Here is a 20250-nt window from a genome sequence, read left to right as displayed (position 1 = left end):
GGTTTGTTTAACGTTATTATTGTCATTTAAATATTTGATGAGAGGTTTCTTCATTGCCCTTTTCCTGGTATGTACGTTCAACGCTTCTTTCGCCCAACACTCCGATGAAGCTAAGAATTTAAAGGACCTTAGAATATACCAGGATAGCCTGAAAGCACTGGGCAAAAAATTCATCAATGACCCGGATGATCTCGAGCGTAAAAACGCCAATTACAGGTTCATCCGTATGTTAGTGGCATCATTAAAAGTACCGCATTCATTTAACTATCCGTTCGACTCGGTGAAGGCTGTAAGCATCATTAACTCGCCCGATAACCGTTTCCGTATTTTTAGCTGGCATGTTATGAACCAGGATGGCAGCTATCGTTTTTATGGCACTATACAAATGAATACCGGCAATAACCTGTTGATGTATCCGCTTGAAGACTACTCGCCATTCCTTAAAAACCCCGAAGATTCTGTAGTTACTACAAGCAAATGGTACGGCGCACAGTATTACAAAATTATACGTGTAGCAGCCGCTAAGCCTTATTACGTTTTGTTAGGATGGAAAGGCAATACTGTAAAATCAACCAAAAAGGTTATAGAAGTATTGTCTTTCGATAAAGAAGATAAACCCACTTTGGGTGCCGCAGTATTTGATGGTAATAACAAAAACCGTAAACGTGTGGTATTTGAATACACCCGCCAGGCATCTATGTTGCTGAGGTACGTGCCCGATCAAAACCTCATTGTGTTTGACCACCTTTCTCCTCCCGATCAAAAGATGAAAGATCACCCCGAAACTTATGGCCCGGACCTGAGTTACGACGGTTATAAGCTAAAGAACGGCAGATGGGTGTATGTAGAAAACCTGGATATGCGCAATATTCCTCAGCAAGCAGACGAAGGTTTTGTTGACCCCAAGATCCAGGCGACTACAGACCGCAGGAGCTTGCCTGTTCGCCCTAAAAATTAAACTTAACAGGTGTACACCAGCACCTAAATTGTAATAATTTAAGTATACAAATTCTATTTAATTTAATAATAGTACTTTTAGAAAAACCAAGTTCATACGTAATGTCAAAAACCTTACAAGATGCCGTACCGGCGAAAGCAAAATCAAGATTCCCAAGAGCTGTCCCTTATATCATTGGTAACGAAGCCGCAGAGCGCTTCAGCTTTTACGGGATGCGGTCTGTACTCACCCTATTTTTAGTAAAGCAGTTTTTTAATCCTACAGACAATCCCGCATTAACCGATCAGGCTAATGCACACGCAAATAAACTGCACCACCTTTTTGTAATGGTGGCCTATGCTCTGCCATTTGTAGGTGGTATGATAGCCGACTGGTTCACTGGTAAATACAAGCTTATACTTTACGTATCTATAATTTACTGTATCGGCCACTTAATGCTGGCAACCTTTGATGGCGGCCTCAGTGGTTTTGAATTAGGTTTACTTGTAGTAGCCATAGGTGCCGGTGGTATTAAATCATGTGTTTCTGCAAACGTTGGCGACCAGTTTGACGCTACCAACCAGGATCTGCTTTCTAAAGTTTATGGCTGGTTCTATTTTAGTATCAACGCCGGTTCTATGATCTCTACTGTTGCTATACCATGGACCTATGAGCATTTTGGGCCTAAATGGGCGTTTGGCATTCCCGGATTACTGATGGCATTAGCAACTCTTATATTTTATTCGGGCCGCAAACAATACGTTAAAGTTCCGCCGCAAGGCGTAAACCGCAACAACCTTGTATTTATAACCTGGTATGCTTTAACACATTCCGGCCAGCGCAAACCCGGGCAATCTTTACTTGATGTTGCCAAAGGGCCTTATGACCCAGAACGTGTTGAAGGTATAAAAGCTGTTTACCGCGTAATGACGGTATTTTTCTTCGCCCTGGCATTCTGGGCGGTATGGGACCAATGTTTATCTGAGTGGACACTTTATGCCGAAAAAATGGACCGTGTTATTAACCTTGGGTTTACTACGTTTACCATTTATCCCGGTCAATTATCTACTTTTAACACAGTATTCCTGTTGATCTTTATTCCTTTCTTCAACTATTTTGTGTACCCACGTCTCGATAAAATGGGGCTTAAAACCACGCCATTGCGCAGGCTTGGTACAGGCTTGGTGTTAACCGCCTTATCATTTGTGATCATTGGGGTTATACACACCAGTTTGGATAATGGCGGCTCACCGTCAATCTGGTGGCAGGTATTAGCATTTTTAGTGCTGTCGGCAGCAGAGGTATTGGTATCTATTACAGGTTTAGAATACGCTTACACACATTCGCCAAAATCAATGAAAAGTACCATGACAGGTATCTGGTTCCTGGTAGTATCGTTCGGTAACTTGATTACGGCTGTTGTTAACGGCCTTATAGAAGGTGGCGGCTGGTGGGCTACAAACCTAAAAGGCGCCAATTACGAATGGTTCTTTGTGGCTTTCATATGCGTTTTTATAGTTGCTTTCTTTATCATTTCACCGCGCCTGAAAGAGCGGAACTATATTACTAACCCGGTAATTCTTGACGAGGTAGCGTCAGAGACCGAACGCCTGTAATTAAATATTACTTTAACTAAACAGGAAAGCATATCACTTTCCTGTTTTTTATTTTAATGCCGTTTAAAATTAAATTATTTTAGCGGCGTTCTTTACAAAAAATCAAAACCTGCAGCTGCTGTGCCCGATAGTATTGTCATCATTCCTACTTATAACGAAAAGGAAAATATTGAGCGGATGATCCGTAAGGTGTTCACCCTTCCTCATGATTTTCACTTGCTGATCATAGATGATGGCTCGCCCGACGGTACCGCTAACATCGTGAAGCAACTACAACAGGAATACGGCGACAAACTATTTATTGAGGAACGCGCGGGCAAACAAGGCTTAGGCACTGCCTACATCCATGGTTTTAAATGGGCCATCAGGCATCATTATGACTTTATTTTTGAGATGGATGCCGATTTTTCGCACAACCCCGATGACTTGCTTCGCCTACGCCAGGCTTGTATAGATGGTGCCGATGCTGCCATTGGTTCGCGCTACATAAAGGGTGTTAATGTGGTAAACTGGCCCATGAGCCGCGTGCTTATGAGTTTTTTCGCGTCGGTTTATGTGCGTTTTATTACAGGGATAGATATCCAGGACTCTACCGCGGGATTTATGTGCTACAAGCGCAAAGTGCTGGAGACGCTAAACCTCGATAAAATAAAGTTTGTAGGTTATGCCTTCCAGATAGAAATGAAATATACCTCTATTAAGCATGGCTTTAAAGTAACCGAGGTACCTATCATATTTACCGACCGCACGGCCGGTAACTCTAAAATGTCGAAAGGTATATTTAAAGAAGCCTTTTTCGGCGTTATACAAATGAAGATCAACAGCATTTTCAGAAAGTATCCCGAAGGGTGATTGGAGATTAAATAATGGTGATTAGAGATTAGGATATTGTAATTTCAGCTTTACTTTTTTTATCTAATCTCTCACCTCTGATTAACTAATCTCTGAGCAAAATTCCTAATTTTACCTCGATGAACGAGAACCTCGACGCGGATGGCGAACGCCTTTCCCCTACCGAACGTGATATAGAAAAAGTATTGCGCCCGCAGGCATTTGAAGACTTTACCGGTCAGCATAAAATACTGGCAAACCTGCGCATATTTGTACAGGCTGCCCGCCAGCGTGGCGAAGCGCTAGACCACGTTCTGCTTCATGGCCCTCCGGGGTTAGGCAAAACTACCCTTTCGCACATTATTGCTAACGAAATGGGCGTAGGCATTAAAATAACATCCGGCCCTGTATTAGATAAACCCGGCGATCTTGCAGGCCTGCTTACCGGCCTCGAAACAGGCGATATTCTTTTTATTGACGAGATACACCGTTTAAGCCCCCTTGTAGAAGAATACCTGTACTCGGCCATGGAGGATTTTAAGATAGATATTATGCTGGAGAGTGGCCCTAACGCACGCTCGGTACAAATTTCGCTTAATCCGTTCACTCTTGTTGGTGCAACTACACGTTCGGGTTTGTTAACCGCCCCCCTTCGTGCCAGGTTTGGCATCAACAGCAGACTGGAGTATTACGACGCTAAGTTACTTACTACCATTGTATTAAGGTCAGCATCAATATTACGCTCACCAATAAGTGATGCCGGCGCTTATGAAATTGCCCGGCGCAGCCGTGGTACCCCACGTATAGCTAACGCCCTACTACGCCGCACGCGCGATTTTGCCCAAATAAAAGGCAATGGCAGTATTGATACCGCTATTGCCCAATATGCGCTTAATGCCCTCAATGTAGATGAACACGGCTTAGACGAGATGGATAATAAGATCCTGTCTACCATTATTGATAAATTTAAAGGCGGCCCCGTTGGTTTAAAAACTATTGCCACGGCCGTTGGCGAAGATGAAGGTACAATAGAAGAAGTTTACGAACCCTTTTTGATACAGGAGGGCTTTTTAATGCGTACATCACGCGGCCGCGAGGCTACCGAAAGTGCCTACAGGCATTTGGGAAAGATGAAACTGGGTGGAAACCCCTCATTATTTTAGCAATAAAATACGCGTACTCCTTTTTGCTATAGATTAATTAATTGCTGTTCAGGCAATTATTAATGCGTCATATTAACACAAATTAACATTTTTTAACTTTTAAACATCATAAGGTTGCACTTATAGGATATTTTCCATTATTTGGCGGTACCAATTACTGCCTATGTCTAACTTGATTTTACCTTGTGAAAAAGAGTTGCTTTTGAAGGTGGCCGGTGGCGACGAACATGCTTTTAGCGAACTGTTCAACGCCCATCACCAGCTTTTAGGCACACACATTTACCGCATTACCGATTCTGCCGAACTGGCCGAGGAAGTTGTACAGGATGTGTTCTTAAAGATCTGGATGAGCCGCGAAACACTTGTTACAGTTCAAAATTTCAGAGCATATTTATTCGTGGTTTCTAAAAACCATGCGCTGAATTGCTTGCGTAAACTGGCTAAAGAACGAGTACACCAAAAAACTATTGAAGAAAACGCTGCGGCGCTAACGCCGCACGAAAACCCGCGTTTAGAGGAATACTACAGTTTATTAGACGAGGCCATTGACCACCTGCCCCCGCAGCAGCAAAAGGTGTATTTATTAAGCCGCCACAGCCGTTTAAAGTACGATGAGATAGCCAACCAAACGGGCCTCTCGCGCGAAACAGTTAAAAAATACTTGCAGGGCGCTACTCACTCTATCACCAGCTTCGTACAATCGAACATCGATATTTCCGCTATTATCATACTGGCTACAATATTTTTTTCAAAAAGATAGCAGAGCAGTACCCCCTTTTTCATTTCATTTGGTGTCTTGTAATAAAAGCTTCCCCGGCTTTTTACAAACTACCAAGTTATCGAAAAACGTTTAATGAGAACATCCCGGTTAAGGTTGCGATACCTTTTTGATCGCTATTACAGTAAAACAGCCACTCCGAAAGAGCGCGACGAGTTATTTGCTGTAATAAACGCCGGCGCAACCGATGATGAGCTATCGCTGCTCATCCGCCAGGCCTGGGATGATCTTAAACCTGGTGATGCCCCTGTTTTCAGTATTGATAAAACCAATCTGATACTCAGTAATATTTTGGGTGCCGAAGAACCGGGTAAACAGGCAAAAGATCACAAAAACATATTTCTTTGGGCTAAAATAGCCGTAGCGGCAATATCATTGGTGCTTTTAACCTTTGGGGCATACAATTATCTGCGCCCTAAACACCCTGTGCAACAAGGTCAAATTGTTAAAGTAAAACGCCCGCACAATGATGCCTTACCCGGCGGCAATAAAGCGGTGCTTACACTTGCAAATGGCAAAACCATTATTTTAGATAACGCCGGGAACGGCACCCTTGCTAAAGATGGCAGCACCCTCATCAAAAAAACTGCAGATGGGCGGGTTATCTACAATACTTCAGCCCTGGCTACTGTTAATACAGCGCCTACAACTAACACCATAACCACACCGCGTGGCGGCCAGTACCAGGTGGTGTTGCCCGATGGTACACAGGTTTGGTTAAATTCTGCGTCGTCGTTAAGTTTCCCAACACGCTTTACAGGCAAATTAAGACAGGTAGAAATTACCGGCGAAGCATATTTTGAGGTTACCAAAAATCCGTTGATGCCGTTTAACGTTAAAACCAACAAAGCTAACATACGGGTGTTGGGCACTCACTTTAATGTAATGGCTTATGACGATGAAGTAACCATGAAAACCACTCTGCTGGAAGGTGCGGTAGATATAACCAGCGGTACATTTACAGCCCGTTTAAAACCCGGCCAGCAGGCGCAGATCAAAAAATCGGGGCAAAATGCTGTTATAGACAATGTGGATGTAGACGATGAAACCGCATGGAAAGACGGGATCTTTCAGTTCCGGGAGGTTGGTATAGATGCCATACTCCGCCAGGCTGCAAGATGGTATGACGTGCAGGTGGCCTATAACGGCAAAATACCCGACAGAAAATTTACAGGCCGCATATCACGCAACGTAAAAGCATCCGTACTGTTAGATATTTTGAGATATACAGGCGTAGACCTGAAAATTGAAGGGAATGAGATCATAGTACTATAGTACAATACATAAAGCCAAAAAACAATACCAATATATTTAATTATTCACCTACAAAAACTACTTATGATGAAAGAAATACACCACACCAGCTAAGGCATAAAGCGGCCCGGTTTTAATCTTCCGGTTATAATTTCAGTATAAAAAAACCGGGAAGTGTTTCGACCCACTTTCCCGGCTAAATGCCTGGGCCCCATAATCATGCAATCGACGAATTGAAAGTTAATGTTTAACCCAAACACAACAAACTTATGAATTTTAATTCTAAGGCTGTGCCCTTGGCATGGTCTAAACTATCCAAAATTATATTGGTTATGAAACTCACTGCTATTTTAATAATTGCAGCCCTTACCAATGTTAGCGCAAAAACATTTAGCCAAACTGTTTCTATGCGCCAAAAGAACGCTTCTGTAGAAAAAGTTTTGCGCCTTATAGAGAAACAAACGGGCTATCATTTCATGTATGATAAAAACGATGTTTCCAAAGCAGGGGGCATCAATATCGACGTTGATAAGGTAAGCGTTGACCAGGCATTGACGGCAGCGTTTAAAGATCAGCCTCTTACCTACAAAATTTTCCAGGAAACCATCGTAGTAAAAAAGAAAGACGCCGAAAATAACGCCGTTGAAATTAAGGCTGTAGATATTACCGGTACTGTAAGCGATGCAAAAGGCCCCCTCCCGGGTGTAAACGTAAAGCTTAAAGGTACTAATACAGGTACTACTACCGATGTTAATGGTAAATACAAATTAACCGTACCGGAAGGTACCGGTACGTTAGTATTTAGCTTTATTGGCTACACCACTCAAGAACAACTGATTAACAACCGTACGGCTATTGATGTAGTTTTGGTTGAAGCTCCGAAAGCCCTAAGCGAAGTAGTTGTTGTAGGTTACGGTACCTCCAAACGTGTAGACCTTACAGGTTCGGTAGGCAGCGTAGGCAGCAGGGCTTTGCAGGAAAGGCCGCAAACCAATCTGGAGCAGGAACTTGCCGGTAAAATTGCAGGTGTAAACGTATCAAGCAACTCCGGTGCACCAGGCGGAGCTACTAAAGTGCGTATCCGCGGGTATACTTCGCTTAATGCAAGCACCAACCCGCTCTACGTAGTAGATGGTGTGGTTTGGACAGAAGGTGGTAACGCTATTAACCCTAACGATGTCGAATCAATAGACGTATTGAAAGATGCTTCATCAACCGCTATTTATGGTACTCGCGGCGCTAATGGTGTAATTTTGGTTACCACTAAACGTGGTGCAAAGGGCGGCGCGGGCACAGTAAGTTACGATAGCTATGTAAGCGTAAGCAAAATGGCTAAAAAACTGGATGTGCTTAACGCCAAACAATTCCTCGCGTTAGAAGATCTGGCTTATTCCAACATCCCAAAATACGACCCGCAAGGTTGGGCAGATGGCAAATACGTTGATGATAACCCGGTTAAGATCCGCACGGCGTTAATTGGTAAACTATTTGATGCTAACCTGCAACCCCTGTATGATGTAGACTGGCAGGATGCAACCACCCGCAATGCGGTAAGCCAAAACCATAACCTTGGCTTTACAGGCAGCAGCGAGAAAATGAACTACGGGTTCTTTTTAAACTATGCCGATGATCAGGGTATCATCCTTAACAGTTACCTAAAACGCTACAACGCCCGTTTAACATTCGATAACCAAATAAAACCATGGTTGAAAGTTGGGGCTACATTAAACTACAACGCCCAGGAAGGCCGCGCGCAGGATAATGGCGTTGGCGGTAATAACATCCCGCGTATGTTGGTAGAGATGCCTTCTATCATCCCTATCCGTTACCCTGATGGTAGCTACGGTAAACGCACCGACTACCCTAATATGGAAGGTGGCGATAACCCGGTTGCACAAGCTAATGAAATTACACAGTTAACTAAACTCCGTGTATTTAGTGGTAATACTTACGCGAACATTAATATTTTGCCAAGCCTGCAGTTTCGTAGTGTATTGGGTGTCACCACATCTGCCAACTATTACCCAAGTTCGTCAACCGGTTTAGTGGGTGGTGCAAGCGCCAGCCAGGATTACAGTTCGGCATCAATCAGCGAGGCTAACAACGTTTTCTGGCAATGGTCAAACTACTTTACTTATGATAAAACCTTTGCTAATATCCACAAGATAAACCTTGTAGCAGGTTTTGAGCGCCAAAATTTTAAACAAACAGGTTTTGGTGCATCAACCAGCACTTTGTCTGATAATTTTTACAGCTTTTATAACCTTGCAGCAGGGCAGATCCCCGGTATCCCAACATCAAACTATGATGCATGGCAGATGCAGTCGTTTTTTGCGCGTTTAAATTATAACCTGAAAGAGAAATACCTGCTAACTGTAACAGGCCGCCAGGATGGATCATCGCGCCTGGGTAAAAACACTAAAAACGGTTTCTTCCCTTCAGCAGCGTTAGCCTGGAGAGCATCTCAGGAATCATTTCTTAAGGATAACAAAACCATCTCTGATCTGAAATTCCGCCTGAGCTATGGTTTAACCGGTAATACCGAAATTGGCGAATACCGTTCAACCGCCAACATCGAAACCACTCCTTATGTATTCGGCGGCGCGCAGGCAATAGGTACGCGCCAAACATCTATTGGTAACGAAGAACTTGGATGGGAGAAAAATTCAGAGATAGATTTTGGTGTATCATTAGGTTTATTTAATAATCGTGTTAACATCGAGGCCGACGCGTTCCTTAAAAAAACCAAGGCGTTGTTGCTTAACTCGCCTATACCACAAACCAGCGGTTTTAGTAACGTGTTTAAAAACATTGGTAAACTGCAAAACAAAGGTATTGAGCTTGCCATCAATACAACCAATATTAAAACCGATAATTTTAGCTGGACATCCAATTTCAATATCACCTTCTTAAACACCAAAATTTTAGCGCTTGGCCAAAACAATGATGATATTTTTCTCGACCCAAGCTTTTTATCAAACTTTAACCTGATGAGGGTTGGTCTGTCGCCGGGCAGTTTTTATGGATATACTGTATTAGGTACCTGGAGCACATCAGAAGCCGCGCAGGCTGCCTCATATAACGGGCTTAAACCGGGCGACCTGAAAATAAAGGACACCAATGGTGATGGTAAAATAACCGCAGATGACCGCGAAGTATTAGGTAAATCTACACCTGATGGCTTTGGTACATTCAGCAACAACTTCCGTTACAAAGGCATTGAGCTAGGTATTGAGTTACAGTTTAATTACGGTAACCAGATCATGAACCTCACCAAACACTCGGGCGAGGACCGTACAGGCCAGGCTAACAGCTATGCAACCGTGTTAGATGCCTGGACACCGGAACATCAAAACACCTCAATTGCCCAAACCCGCCCTGCTTACGTAGGCTATCAAACCGAGATCTATTCAACCAAGGTAGAGAATGGCAGCTTTATTCGTGGCAGATCGGTTACGTTAGGTTATAACTTTAATGATAACATCCTAAAGAGATTAAAACTAAGCAGGCTAAGAGTTTATGCCCAGGCACAAAACCTGTTCATCATAACCAAATACACCGGTTACGACCCAGAGGTTTCTACCTATAACGGCAGCAGCAACTTTACCCAGGGCATTCTGTTTTACGATTATCCAAAACCAAGGACATTCCTGCTTGGTGTAAATGTTAGTTTCTAATTAAACCATTTAATATATACTATTATGAAGTTTAACTTAAAAAAATATAAGGCCGGTATATTATTACTGATCCTTACAGCATCTGCAAGCAGTTGCAAAAAATACCTCGACGAAGAAAGACGCGACAACTTTAATACGGGCAACTACTTCACCTCTGCTTCGCAGGCGCGAACCTTTGTTAATGGTATCTACGCAAATTTATACATGTTTCAGAATGGCGATGCATATGGCGAAAGCCCTTTCATTACTTTAGAGCTATTTGCCGGCCACGCAACAACACTTGGCCAGAGTGTGAATAACAAGCAGGTAATAAACCAAACCACCAGCCCCACCAATCCAGGCTTCCAAACGGTGTGGTCAAACAGCTATGCGGCAATTGCGAACGCAAACGTGGCGTTGAAGAGGATCCCGGATATAGCTATGCCTGATGCTGATAAGAAAAAACTTTTGGGCGAGGTTTACTTCATGAGGGCTTTCTTTTACTATCATTTAGTAAGGTTATACGGCGATGTGCCATTGATAACAGAACCTGTTACTATCACCAGCGAAACGCTTTACCCTGAGCGTTCGCCAATAGCATCGGTTTATGACCTTATTGTTAGCGACCTTAAAGCAGCTAAAGAATCGGGGTTACCCGCCACCGACCAAACTGGCCGCGTATCGTTAGGTGCTGTGCGTACATTATTGGGCAGTGTTTACTTAACTATGGCAGGCTACCCTTTGCAAAAAACTGAGAACTATGCATTAGCAGCCGCAGAAGTATTGCCGGTATTAACCCAATACACATTATTTGATAACTACGCGTATTTGCATGACAACGCTCATAAAAACCAGGGCGAACTTATCTTCCAGATCAACTACCTGGTGGGTGTAAAAGAGAACGCCATTCCGCAATTAATTATACCTTTTAACTTGCAGGTTGGTGCGTATAATGATAAACTGGGCGCCATGATCCCTACCACCCAATTTGTTGCCAGCTACCCTGCCGGCGATAAACGTGCAAAAGAAAGGGAATTTTACTTTAACAGTTATCCTAAAGATAAAGACCCGAATACTATTTTACAGTTTGGCGGCCCTGCGCTTTATAAATTCTTCCATGTAGAAAGCGCGTTGGGTAACGGTAAAAGCGACGAGAACTGGACATTATTCCGTTTGCCGGAAGCACAGTTAATTTATGCCGAAGCACAAAACGAGGCAGACGGTGCACCAAATGCGACAGCCATTGCGGCACTTGAGGCTATTCGCCACCGTGCCGAACTGCCGCCACTGGGTGCGCTGTCACAGACAGCCTTCCGCGAAGAAGTTTGGAGGCAACGTTACCACGAGCTGGCTTACGAAGACAAAGCCTACTTTGACATACAGCGTACACACAAAATATTTGTGGTACCGGGCGGCACATTTGCCGAGGCAACCACTACCCCAAATGAGCAGGGTGTTACCATGAAAGCCCAATACTACCTGTGGCCTATACCCCAGCGTGAGATAAACACCAACCCTAAATTGAAACAAAACCCCGGTTGGCAATAATTTTTACAATATAAAAGACTGGCAATAACCCGCCAGTCTTTTATATTTACAGCCGGTTTACATCTTCATTACATTTAACTCACGCATGAAAAAAAGATTTCTTCTTTTAAGTACCCTCCTGTTTGCCGCTTCGTCATTTGCACAACAGGTTGCCAAAGTAACTGACCCTGTTGAGTGGATAAACCCGCTAATGGGTACACAATCTAAATACGACCTTAGCAACGGCAATACTTACCCTGCTGTTGCTGTGCCATGGGGCATGAACTTTTGGACACCTACAACAGGCAAAATGGGCGACGGCTGGCAGTACACCTATGATGCCTATAAAATAAACGGCTTTAAACAAACCCACCAGCCATCGCCATGGATGAACGATTACGGGCAGTTTGCCATAATGCCGGTAACAGGCGAGCTCAAGGTATCGCAAAAAGGCCGCGAAAGCTGGTTCTCACATAAGGCAGAGGTAGCAAAGCCATACTACTACAGCGTTTACCTTGCCGACCACGACGTTACTACCGAGATAACCCCTACCGAGCGCAGCGCGCAATTCAGGTTCACTTACCCACAATCAAACAACTCCTATATCATAGTTGATGCTTTTGACCGCGGGTCATACGTAAAAGTTATCCCGGGCGAAAAGAAAATAGTGGGCTACTCTACCAAATACGCCCGCGGCCCACTTAAAAATTTCAAAAACTACTTTGTAATATATGTAGATAAGCCTATAGTAACCGCCCAGGTTTATAGCGATACATTGCTAAAAGATGGTTTAGAACTTGACGCAAAACACGTCATGGCGGTAATTGGCTTTAAAACCACAAAAGGCGAAAAGGTGAACATGAGGGTAGCCTCATCTTTCATCAGCATTGAGCAGGCTGAGATTAGCCTTAACAGAGAAATTGGTAAAGACAACTTTGACCAAACCCAACAAAAAGCTAAAGCCGTTTGGAACAAAACTTTAAGCAAACTGGCTGTAGAGGGTGGTTCGGTAGAGCAGGTTAAGACATTTTACTCGTGCCTTTACCGTATGTTGTTCTTCCCAAATAAAATGTACGAGTTGGATGCTAAAAACCAACCTATGCACTGGAGCGCGCAAAACGGACAGATACTGCCGGGCTACAAATTCGCGGGCACGGGTTTTTGGGATACATTCCGTGCCTTATACCCTTTCCTGAATTTGGTTTACCCATCTATCAATAAAGAAATGCAGGCCGGTTTGGTAAACGATTACAAAGAAGGCGGCTGGCTGCCGGAATGGAGCAGCCCGGGCTATTCTGATGTAATGGTGGGTAATAACTCTGCCGCTGTTGTATCTGATGCTTACCTTAAAGGTGGCCGTGGTTACGACATTCAAACACTGTATCAAGCCTTATTGCATGGCGCCAACAACGATGGCCCGGCAGCTACAGGCCGCGATGGTGTGGATTACTACAATACTTTGGGCTATGTACCCTACGATGTTAAAATAAATGAGAATGCAGCACGTACATTAGAGTACGCCTTTGACGATTTTACCATCTACAAATTAGGTAAGGCACTGGGCCGCCCCGCTTCAGAAACTGAGATCTACCGCAAACGCAGCATGAACTATAAAAACCTGTTTGATAAAGAGACCGGTTTAATGCGTGGAAAAAATAAAGACGGTAAATTCCAGTCGCCGTTCAATCCTTTTAAATGGGGCGATGCCTTTACAGAGGGTAACAGCTGGCACTATACCTGGAGCGTGTTCCATGATATACAAGGCCTGGTTGACCTCATGGGCGGCAAACAAAAATTCAGCGCCAAGCTTGATTCGGTATTTAGCCTTCCTCCTATTTTTGATGACAGCTACTACGGCGAGGTTATTCATGAGATCCGCGAAATGCAGATTGCCGGTATGGGCCAGTATGCGCATGGTAACCAACCCATCCAACACATGACCTACCTGTACAACTACTCGGGCGAGCCATGGAAAACACAGCTGCACGTGCGCGATGTACTAAATAAGATGTACCACTCAGCACCTGATGGTTATTGTGGTGATGAAGATAACGGCCAAACATCTGCGTGGTATGTGTTCTCGGCAATGGGCTTTTACCCGGTTACACCGGCTACAGACCAGTATGTGTTAGGCGCGCCATTATTTAAAAAGGTTATTCTTACCTTAGAGAATGGCAAAACCGTTACCATTAATGCTCCAAAAAACAGCCCTGCAAACAGGTTTGTAACCAGCCTTACAGTTAACGGCAAACCTTACACCAATAACTGGCTAAGCCACAAAGCGCTGCAACAGGGCCAGGTGTTAAACTTCGATATGTCGGCTGTGCCTAATAAGGCAAGAGGTACAAAAGCTGCTGATGTGCCTTATTCATTATCAAATGAAAAATAATTTCAACAAAAAAATCATTAAACTATTGATGTGCCTGGTACTTGTACCGGGCACATTTATATCGTTGGCGCAGGTTGTTCCCGCTGTTAAACCGGTACCGCCAACCATGCCTGTGGTGCCCGTTTTATTAAGCACACAAAAAATTGGCGTAGCAGGATTGTCGCACGACCATGTGCATAACATCCTTGGCGATTTTCGCGATGGTAAAGTACTGATTGTGGGTATTGCCGAGGCCGATAAACAGCTTAGGGCCCGTTATCAAAAGCAATATAACCTGCCCGACTCTTTGTTTTTTGATGATTTAAAGAAACTGGTAACCACCAAAAAGCCCGATGTAGTATTAGGTTATAACACGGTTGCCAAACATATTGATATTGTTGAAGTTTGCGCGCCGCTGGGCATATCTGTAATGGTTGAAAAGCCCTTAGCCGCAACACTTGCACAGGCAAGCCGTATGGAGTTTTTAGCTTTAAAATACTACATTAAACTGATGACCAATTACGAAACTACCTGGTACCCGTCATACCAAAAAGTTTACGATATGGCAGCTAAGGATAGCCTGGGGCAAATTCGTAAAATAGTGGTGCACGACGGGCACCAGGGACCAAAAGAAATTGGCTGCAGTAAAGATTTCACCAACTGGCTTACCGACCCTGAGCTGAACGGCGCAGGTGCCCTTAACGACTTTGGCTGTTATGGCGCCGACCTGATGACCTGGTTAATGAACGGGCAAAAGCCAATTGCTGTTACGGCTATTGCGCGCCATTTTAAACTACAAACCTACCCAAAGGTAGAAGATGATGCTACCATCATTGTTGAATATCCAACTGCTACGGGTATCATTGAAGCTTCGTGGAACTGGCCCTTTTCTATCAAGGACCTGGAAGTATTTGGGGATGAAGGCTATATGCATGCGTTGGATAAAGACAATGTGATTACGCGTATTGATAAAAAACCGGTAACTACCACCATTGCACCACCTTTAGCCGCACCCTATGATCACCCTATCTCCTACCTGCAACTGGTTGTAAATAACAGGCAAAGGGGCATTGCCGATAGGTCGTCGCTTAAATTTAATATGATAGTGATGCAAATACTGGATGCTGCAAAACGCTCGATAGCGGAAAATAAGCGGATAGTACTTTAAAAAAATTCCTTACCAAAACGAGCCTGATAACCGCAGGCTCGTTTTACTTTTAACAGGCAAAAAAACGACACTTTTTCGACTTTTAATAACCAAAAACGACTTTAATCTTCCGAAAAGCGTCAGGAAATAAAATTTATTCACAGTTAACGGTTCCGCTATAGATTTATACTATTTTAGCAGTTCAAAAATCATCATCCGCATTATGTTAAAGCAATTTTCGGCAGTGTTGCCGCTTCTACTTTTGGGCATGGTATCATGCCAGTCAAAACCAACATCAACTGATAAAGCAGCCGCTGATAGCGCAAAAACCGCTACCGAAGAAACATCATCGCCGGCGGTAAAACTGGCTACCGGCCCTATTGATAAAGCCGCTGTACTGGCACGCAAGCAAGTGCCCATTGTTTGCTACCACCAAATACGCGATTGGAAAGCTACCGACTCTAAAAACGCCAAAGACTACATCGTACAGATCGCTGCTTTTAAAGAGCACATGAAAATGCTGGCCGATAGTGGTTACCATACCATCCTGCCCGATCAATTGTACAACTACCTTGTTACAGGTGCCCCGCTGCCCAAAAAACCCATCATGCTAACGTTTGATGATACTGATATTGATCAGTATACCATTGCCGCGCCGGAAATGAAGAAGTATGGCTTTAAAGGCGTTTTCTTTGTGATGACGGTATCTATTGGCCGCCCGCATTACATGACTGCCGAAATGATCAAAAAACTGTCAGACGACGGGCATGTAATATCAAGCCACACCTGGGACCATCACCGTGTAGATAAATATTCGCACAATTCTAACCTGGTTATAAAAGGCCTTAACGGTAAAATAACCAACCGCCCGGTTGACGATTGGGTTACCCAGATAGATAAACCAACCAAAAAATTAGAGGAAATTACCGGTAAAAAGATCCAGTACTTTGCTTACCCGTTTGGCATCTGGAAAAAACCTGTATTGCCGGAGCTTGATAAAAAAGGCTTTAAGATGGCTTTCCAGTTAGCTGATAAGCGCGATCCTGATTATCCACTGCTAACCGTTCGCCGTATTTTAGATAGCGGTTACTGGAGCACAAAAACATTCAGCAACAGTATCAGAAATAGCTTCTAATATAAAACGCGAGCAATGAAGTCCTTAATTGTATGCTTTTTAGTTTTTGCTTTTTTTGATGCAAAGTCGCAACATCTGATTGATAGAAGTGAGAAAGAGGTAATAGAAGCTGTTAAAAAGCAACATGGCATTATTAAAAAAAGACGTTCAGTAGATAAATATGGTTTCAGTTCTGTTGCATTTAATTACCCCGATAATATTAAACTAAAAAAAGGAATATATTTTTCACTTTTTAATTTTAAGAACAATAAGTGCACTGAATACACTGAAAATTATGCCGGTGCTGAAGCTATAAACGAGCAACAATCAAAATTGAATATTAATAATTCGGGATTTAAACGCGATGGCGACAATTTGAAATGGATAAGTAACGATAAAGAATGCCAAATACATATTTCAGAATATTTCAACAATGGGCAACCAACCGGCAGATACGTTTTAACAGTTTCAGGAAAGAATACTATGTTCTTTGAATAATCCTTACTTTTAAGAATGACAATCACTCTGCGCTTTATCCTGTTCATACTTGTTGCAACAGCTTTCGCCGCTTGCCAAAACAAACCCGAAACCCCTGTAGTAAACCAAACCGAGCTATCAAAACAAATCATCGACGAGCATTTTCGCTATTTAAACGATAAAGACCTGAAGAGCCTGATAGCGCAGTATGATGGTAAAGCCAAAATAACCACTACTGATTGGGATGGAGAAACCACAGGCCCAAAAGGTGCCGATGAAATTTTCCACCAGGCGTTTTATGTATCACCTGATGCAAAGTATTTGGTAGACAATATGATCAATACAGATTCGACCGTGGTGGTAGAATATGATGTAGTTGGCCTGAAGGAAAAAGCCGGAAGCCCGGTGCGTTATGACCTGCGGAATGCCAGTATCTTTAAAATAAAAAACGGCAAAATTGTTGGTGAAGCAACTTATTCAAATCCGAGGTTATACCATAACAAGTAGAATTTTTTGATAACAATACATCAAAAAGAAAGCCTTTCCATTTTGGAAAGGCTTTGTCAGTTTATAAATTTTCGCCAGATGGCCCCTGCCCTTTGTTGGAAGTGTCATCTTCAGCTGTGTCGCCGCCACCTTCATTATCATTTTCCGGCGTTACGGTTGGCACTTCTTTGGCCAGATCCGGATTATCGGTTTGTTGTTTTAATGTATCGTTACCTACGTTAGCAACGTTTCCTTCGGTATCATGATTCTGACCCTGGCCGTTGGCCCTGTCAAATCCTTCTGGTTTGTTTTCCATAATATATGTGGTTATTTAGCTTCTACTGACTCTTCTTCTTTGGCAGTTACAAAGGCAATGGCCTCATCTAATTGATTTAAGGCAAAGCCCTTTGATTTACCCGGTACAAAATAAGTGAACGCGTTTGTAAACCACTGCACACCTTTTTGGTCGCTTACTACGGCGATCTTGTTCCACTTGGTAAAATTCTTCAGCCCCATTTTTATATCATCCCACCAGGCACCGGCCGTCCAGTTACTTACATCTGTTTCCAGCACCAACAGGTAATTTATTTCACCCTGTCGCGCCACAAGTTCATCTATTCGCGGCAGCAATACTCTCTCCATGTCTTCTTTGGTCACCTCGCCTATGGCATGTATACCAACTACGTGAGGCTCCAGGTCTTTTATAAATTGTAGCATGATTAGTTTTCGTTTGTATATACATACCAAAAGCCATACCATTATTCAAAAGAAATTTATTTAATAGTTATTTAAATTATTGGCAATGGCTATCGCATTCAAAAACATAGCTTTATAGTATCTTTGTGCTATGCAGCAAAACCTGTCGGCATATTCGCAAATCATAAAAGCAGAGGCTAAAAACCTGGGCTTTTTGTTCTGTGGAATAGCCAGGGCAGAGTTTTTAGAAGATGAAGCACCCCGGTTGGAAGCATGGCTTAACAAAGGCATGCACGGCGAAATGCGCTACATGGAAAACTACTTCGATAAACGCCTCGACCCTCGTTTACTTGTAAACGGCGCAAAGTCTGTTATATCACTCGGATTGAATTATTACACAGATACCGGCCAACAAGACCCTCTTGCGCCCAAGATCTCTAAATACGCTTATGGCGCTGACTACCATAGCGTTATAAAAGATAAATTAAAGCAGTTATTAGAGATCATCAACCAAAAAATTGGTGAGGTTGGCGGCCGGGCCTTCGTAGACTCGGCACCGGTGCTGGATAAAGCCTGGGCCAAAAAAGCCGGTGTGGGCTGGGTAGGTAAAAACAGTAACCTCATCAGCAAACAAGTGGGTTCGTTCTTCTTTTTGGCCGAGCTGATCGTAGACATCGAACTGGAGTATGACATTGAACCCACGGCCGACCACTGCGGCACCTGCACCCGTTGTATTGATGCCTGCCCTACTGATGCCATAGTCGGCCCTTACGTGGTTGATGGCAGCCGTTGCATCTCTTACCTCACCATAGAACTCAAGAACGAGATACCGCAGGAATTTAAAGGCAAAATGGATAACTGGATGTTTGGTTGCGACATTTGCCAGGATGTTTGCCCCTGGAACCGTTTTTCGGTCATCCACAACGAGCCGGCATTTACCCCACACCCCGAATTACACGGCCTTAAAAAAGAGGACTGGGAAGATATTACCACCGATGTATTCCAAAAGGTATTTAAAAACTCGGCAGTGAAAAGAACTAAGTTTGAGGGTTTGAAGAGGAATATTGAATTCCTTCGTAAATGTGATTAGAGATTAGAAATGCACTTAGGTCAACTAATCTCTAACCATAAATCTCTAATTTTATTACCCTTTCTTAAATTTCATGGCCAGCTGTGCCAGCATATCATCATCTACAGGTTTTGCCGGTTCTTCCTTCTTTTTGTAGGGTTGCTGGTTTAATTGAGGGCTGCTTTTAGGGCTGTTGTTCTGGAAAGCCGGCCTGGGCGCTTGTTGTTGTTGTTGCGCGGGTGCCTGGGTTTGCTGCGCAGGCCTGGCTTGCTGGCGTTCGGCTGCTTTTTTGGCATTCCAACGTTTGTATATTTCCTCAAGCTTACGTTTGGTGTACAAGGGAAAATCGCCCTGCATCATCCATGAATAATAGCTTGGCTCAACATTAAATACATCCTCTACACGTTTGCCTTTATGTTTACCAAAGTTTATCAATTCTTCGCCCTGCTCGTTATAAACCATGCGTCCGGCAAAGTCAACCGGACGGCTAAGGTTGGTAAATTTATGCAAGGCCTCAACATCGCCCACAACCGGGATACTTTTATTGCCCTTTTTATCTTCCCATTCCTGGTTCTCATAACGCTCTATCTGTGCCAGCAAAACTTCCATAGTGGCGCGGGTATCAGCCTCTGCCGAGTGCGCGTTTACAATCTGCTTATCGCAATAAAACTGGTAAGCTGCTTTCAGCGTACGCTGCTCCATCTGGTGAAAGATGTTTTGTACATCCACAAAATGGCGGCTGTCAAGATCAAACTGCACGCCTGCGCGTAGAAACTCTTCCATTAACATCGGGATGTCAAACTTATTGGAGTTATATCCGGCAAGGTCGCTGTCGTGAATAAAGTCGGCAATTTCCTGACCAAGGTCATGAAAGCGCTTTTCATCCTTTATATGCTCGTCGTAAATACCATGCACCAATGACGACTCCAGCGGGATAGGTATGCCCGGGTGTATACGCCAGGTTTTAACATCTTCGCTGCCATCGGGGTTAAGCTTAATAACAGATATCTCTACTATACGGTCGGCACCTATATTGGTACCGGTTGTTTCCAGGTCGAAAAAGGCCAAAGGCCGTTTTAATTGTAATTTCATTTTTGCTTATCAGTACTACAAAGGTGGTAAAACTCTTAA

The 20250-nt window shown here is 43.5% G+C and carries 17 protein-coding genes; 14 read left to right on the top strand and 3 right to left on the bottom strand.

What is annotated here, in order from left to right; genetic code table 11:
• The first annotated feature begins 37 nt into the window (after positions 1-37).
• The 13 genes from ACFQZI_RS11045 to ACFQZI_RS10985 all read left to right on the top strand — a co-directional run bounded on the left by ACFQZI_RS11045 (position 38) and on the right by ACFQZI_RS10985 (position 17375).
• Positions 38-958, top strand: a complete 921-nt coding sequence (locus ACFQZI_RS11045) for a hypothetical protein (protein WP_377142483.1) — start codon at positions 38-40, stop codon at positions 956-958.
• 101 nt (positions 959-1059) lie between these two features.
• Complete coding sequence (locus ACFQZI_RS11040) at positions 1060-2553, top strand: POT-type proton-dependent oligopeptide transporter (protein ID WP_377142481.1); 1494 nt, start codon at positions 1060-1062, stop codon at positions 2551-2553.
• A 120-nt stretch (positions 2554-2673) separates the two neighbouring features.
• Positions 2674-3405 (top strand): polyprenol monophosphomannose synthase, encoded by a 732-nt coding sequence (locus tag ACFQZI_RS11035; RefSeq protein ID WP_377142479.1) that lies wholly within the window; start codon positions 2674-2676, stop codon positions 3403-3405.
• A 119-nt stretch (positions 3406-3524) separates the two neighbouring features.
• Complete coding sequence (ruvB, locus tag ACFQZI_RS11030; protein WP_377142477.1) at positions 3525-4547, top strand: Holliday junction branch migration DNA helicase RuvB; 1023 nt, start codon at positions 3525-3527, stop codon at positions 4545-4547.
• Between the two features lie 163 nt (positions 4548-4710).
• Entirely contained in the window at positions 4711-5307 is a 597-nt protein-coding gene (locus tag ACFQZI_RS11025; RefSeq protein WP_377142475.1) for an RNA polymerase sigma factor, read from the top strand.
• A 93-nt stretch (positions 5308-5400) separates the two neighbouring features.
• Positions 5401-6600, top strand: coding sequence for a FecR family protein (locus tag ACFQZI_RS11020; protein WP_377142473.1), 1200 nt, complete (start codon positions 5401-5403; stop codon positions 6598-6600).
• Between the two features lie 248 nt (positions 6601-6848).
• Positions 6849-10256, top strand: coding sequence for a TonB-dependent receptor (locus tag ACFQZI_RS11015; protein WP_377142471.1), 3408 nt, complete (start codon positions 6849-6851; stop codon positions 10254-10256).
• 24 nt (positions 10257-10280) lie between these two features.
• The gene (locus tag ACFQZI_RS11010) at positions 10281-11783 is read left to right on the top strand and encodes a RagB/SusD family nutrient uptake outer membrane protein (RefSeq protein WP_377142469.1); all 1503 of its coding nucleotides are present in this window, start codon (positions 10281-10283) and stop codon (positions 11781-11783) included.
• 85 nt (positions 11784-11868) lie between these two features.
• Positions 11869-14151, top strand: a complete 2283-nt coding sequence (locus tag ACFQZI_RS11005) for a GH92 family glycosyl hydrolase (protein ID WP_377142467.1) — start codon at positions 11869-11871, stop codon at positions 14149-14151.
• Positions 14141-15298: a Gfo/Idh/MocA family protein gene (locus tag ACFQZI_RS11000; protein ID WP_377142465.1), complete on the top strand. Its 1158-nt coding sequence runs from the start codon at positions 14141-14143 to the stop codon at positions 15296-15298. Before ACFQZI_RS11005 ends, ACFQZI_RS11000 begins: the two co-directional genes overlap by 11 nt.
• Positions 15299-15500: 202 nt before the next feature.
• Complete coding sequence (locus ACFQZI_RS10995; protein WP_377142463.1) at positions 15501-16412, top strand: polysaccharide deacetylase family protein; 912 nt, start codon at positions 15501-15503, stop codon at positions 16410-16412.
• A gap of 15 nt (positions 16413-16427) precedes the next feature.
• The gene (locus tag ACFQZI_RS10990) at positions 16428-16889 is read left to right on the top strand and encodes a hypothetical protein (protein WP_377142461.1); all 462 of its coding nucleotides are present in this window, start codon (positions 16428-16430) and stop codon (positions 16887-16889) included.
• 15 nt (positions 16890-16904) lie between these two features.
• Positions 16905-17375, top strand: a complete 471-nt coding sequence (locus tag ACFQZI_RS10985; protein WP_377142459.1) for a nuclear transport factor 2 family protein — start codon at positions 16905-16907, stop codon at positions 17373-17375.
• Between the two features lie 61 nt (positions 17376-17436).
• On the opposite strand, the gene ACFQZI_RS10980 is transcribed toward ACFQZI_RS10985, so the two are convergent.
• Positions 17437-17670: a hypothetical protein gene (locus ACFQZI_RS10980; protein WP_377142457.1), complete on the bottom strand. Its 234-nt coding sequence runs from the start codon at positions 17668-17670 to the stop codon at positions 17437-17439.
• Positions 17671-17681: 11 nt separating this feature from the next.
• Positions 17682-18071 (bottom strand): SpoIIAA family protein, encoded by a 390-nt coding sequence (locus ACFQZI_RS10975; RefSeq protein WP_377142455.1) that lies wholly within the window; start codon positions 18069-18071, stop codon positions 17682-17684.
• 130 nt (positions 18072-18201) lie between these two features.
• Here ACFQZI_RS10975 and queG point away from each other — a divergent pair, with 130 nt between their 5' ends.
• Positions 18202-19140 carry a tRNA epoxyqueuosine(34) reductase QueG gene (gene queG / locus ACFQZI_RS10970; protein ID WP_377142453.1) on the top strand — a complete coding sequence of 313 codons (939 nt, stop codon included), beginning with the start codon at positions 18202-18204 and terminating at the stop codon, positions 19138-19140.
• Between the two features lie 54 nt (positions 19141-19194).
• Here the strand turns inward: queG and ACFQZI_RS10965 are convergent, their stop codons facing one another.
• Positions 19195-20211: an exonuclease domain-containing protein gene (locus ACFQZI_RS10965; RefSeq protein WP_377142451.1), complete on the bottom strand. Its 1017-nt coding sequence runs from the start codon at positions 20209-20211 to the stop codon at positions 19195-19197.
• Between the last annotated feature and the right edge of the window lie 39 nt (positions 20212-20250).

The sequence above is a fragment of the Mucilaginibacter lutimaris genome (assembly GCF_042676625.1).
Lineage (GTDB): Bacteria > Bacteroidota > Bacteroidia > Sphingobacteriales > Sphingobacteriaceae > Mucilaginibacter > Mucilaginibacter lutimaris.
The sequence above is the reverse complement of the archived record's forward strand: the minus strand, read 5'-3'. Positions and strand labels throughout refer to the sequence as shown.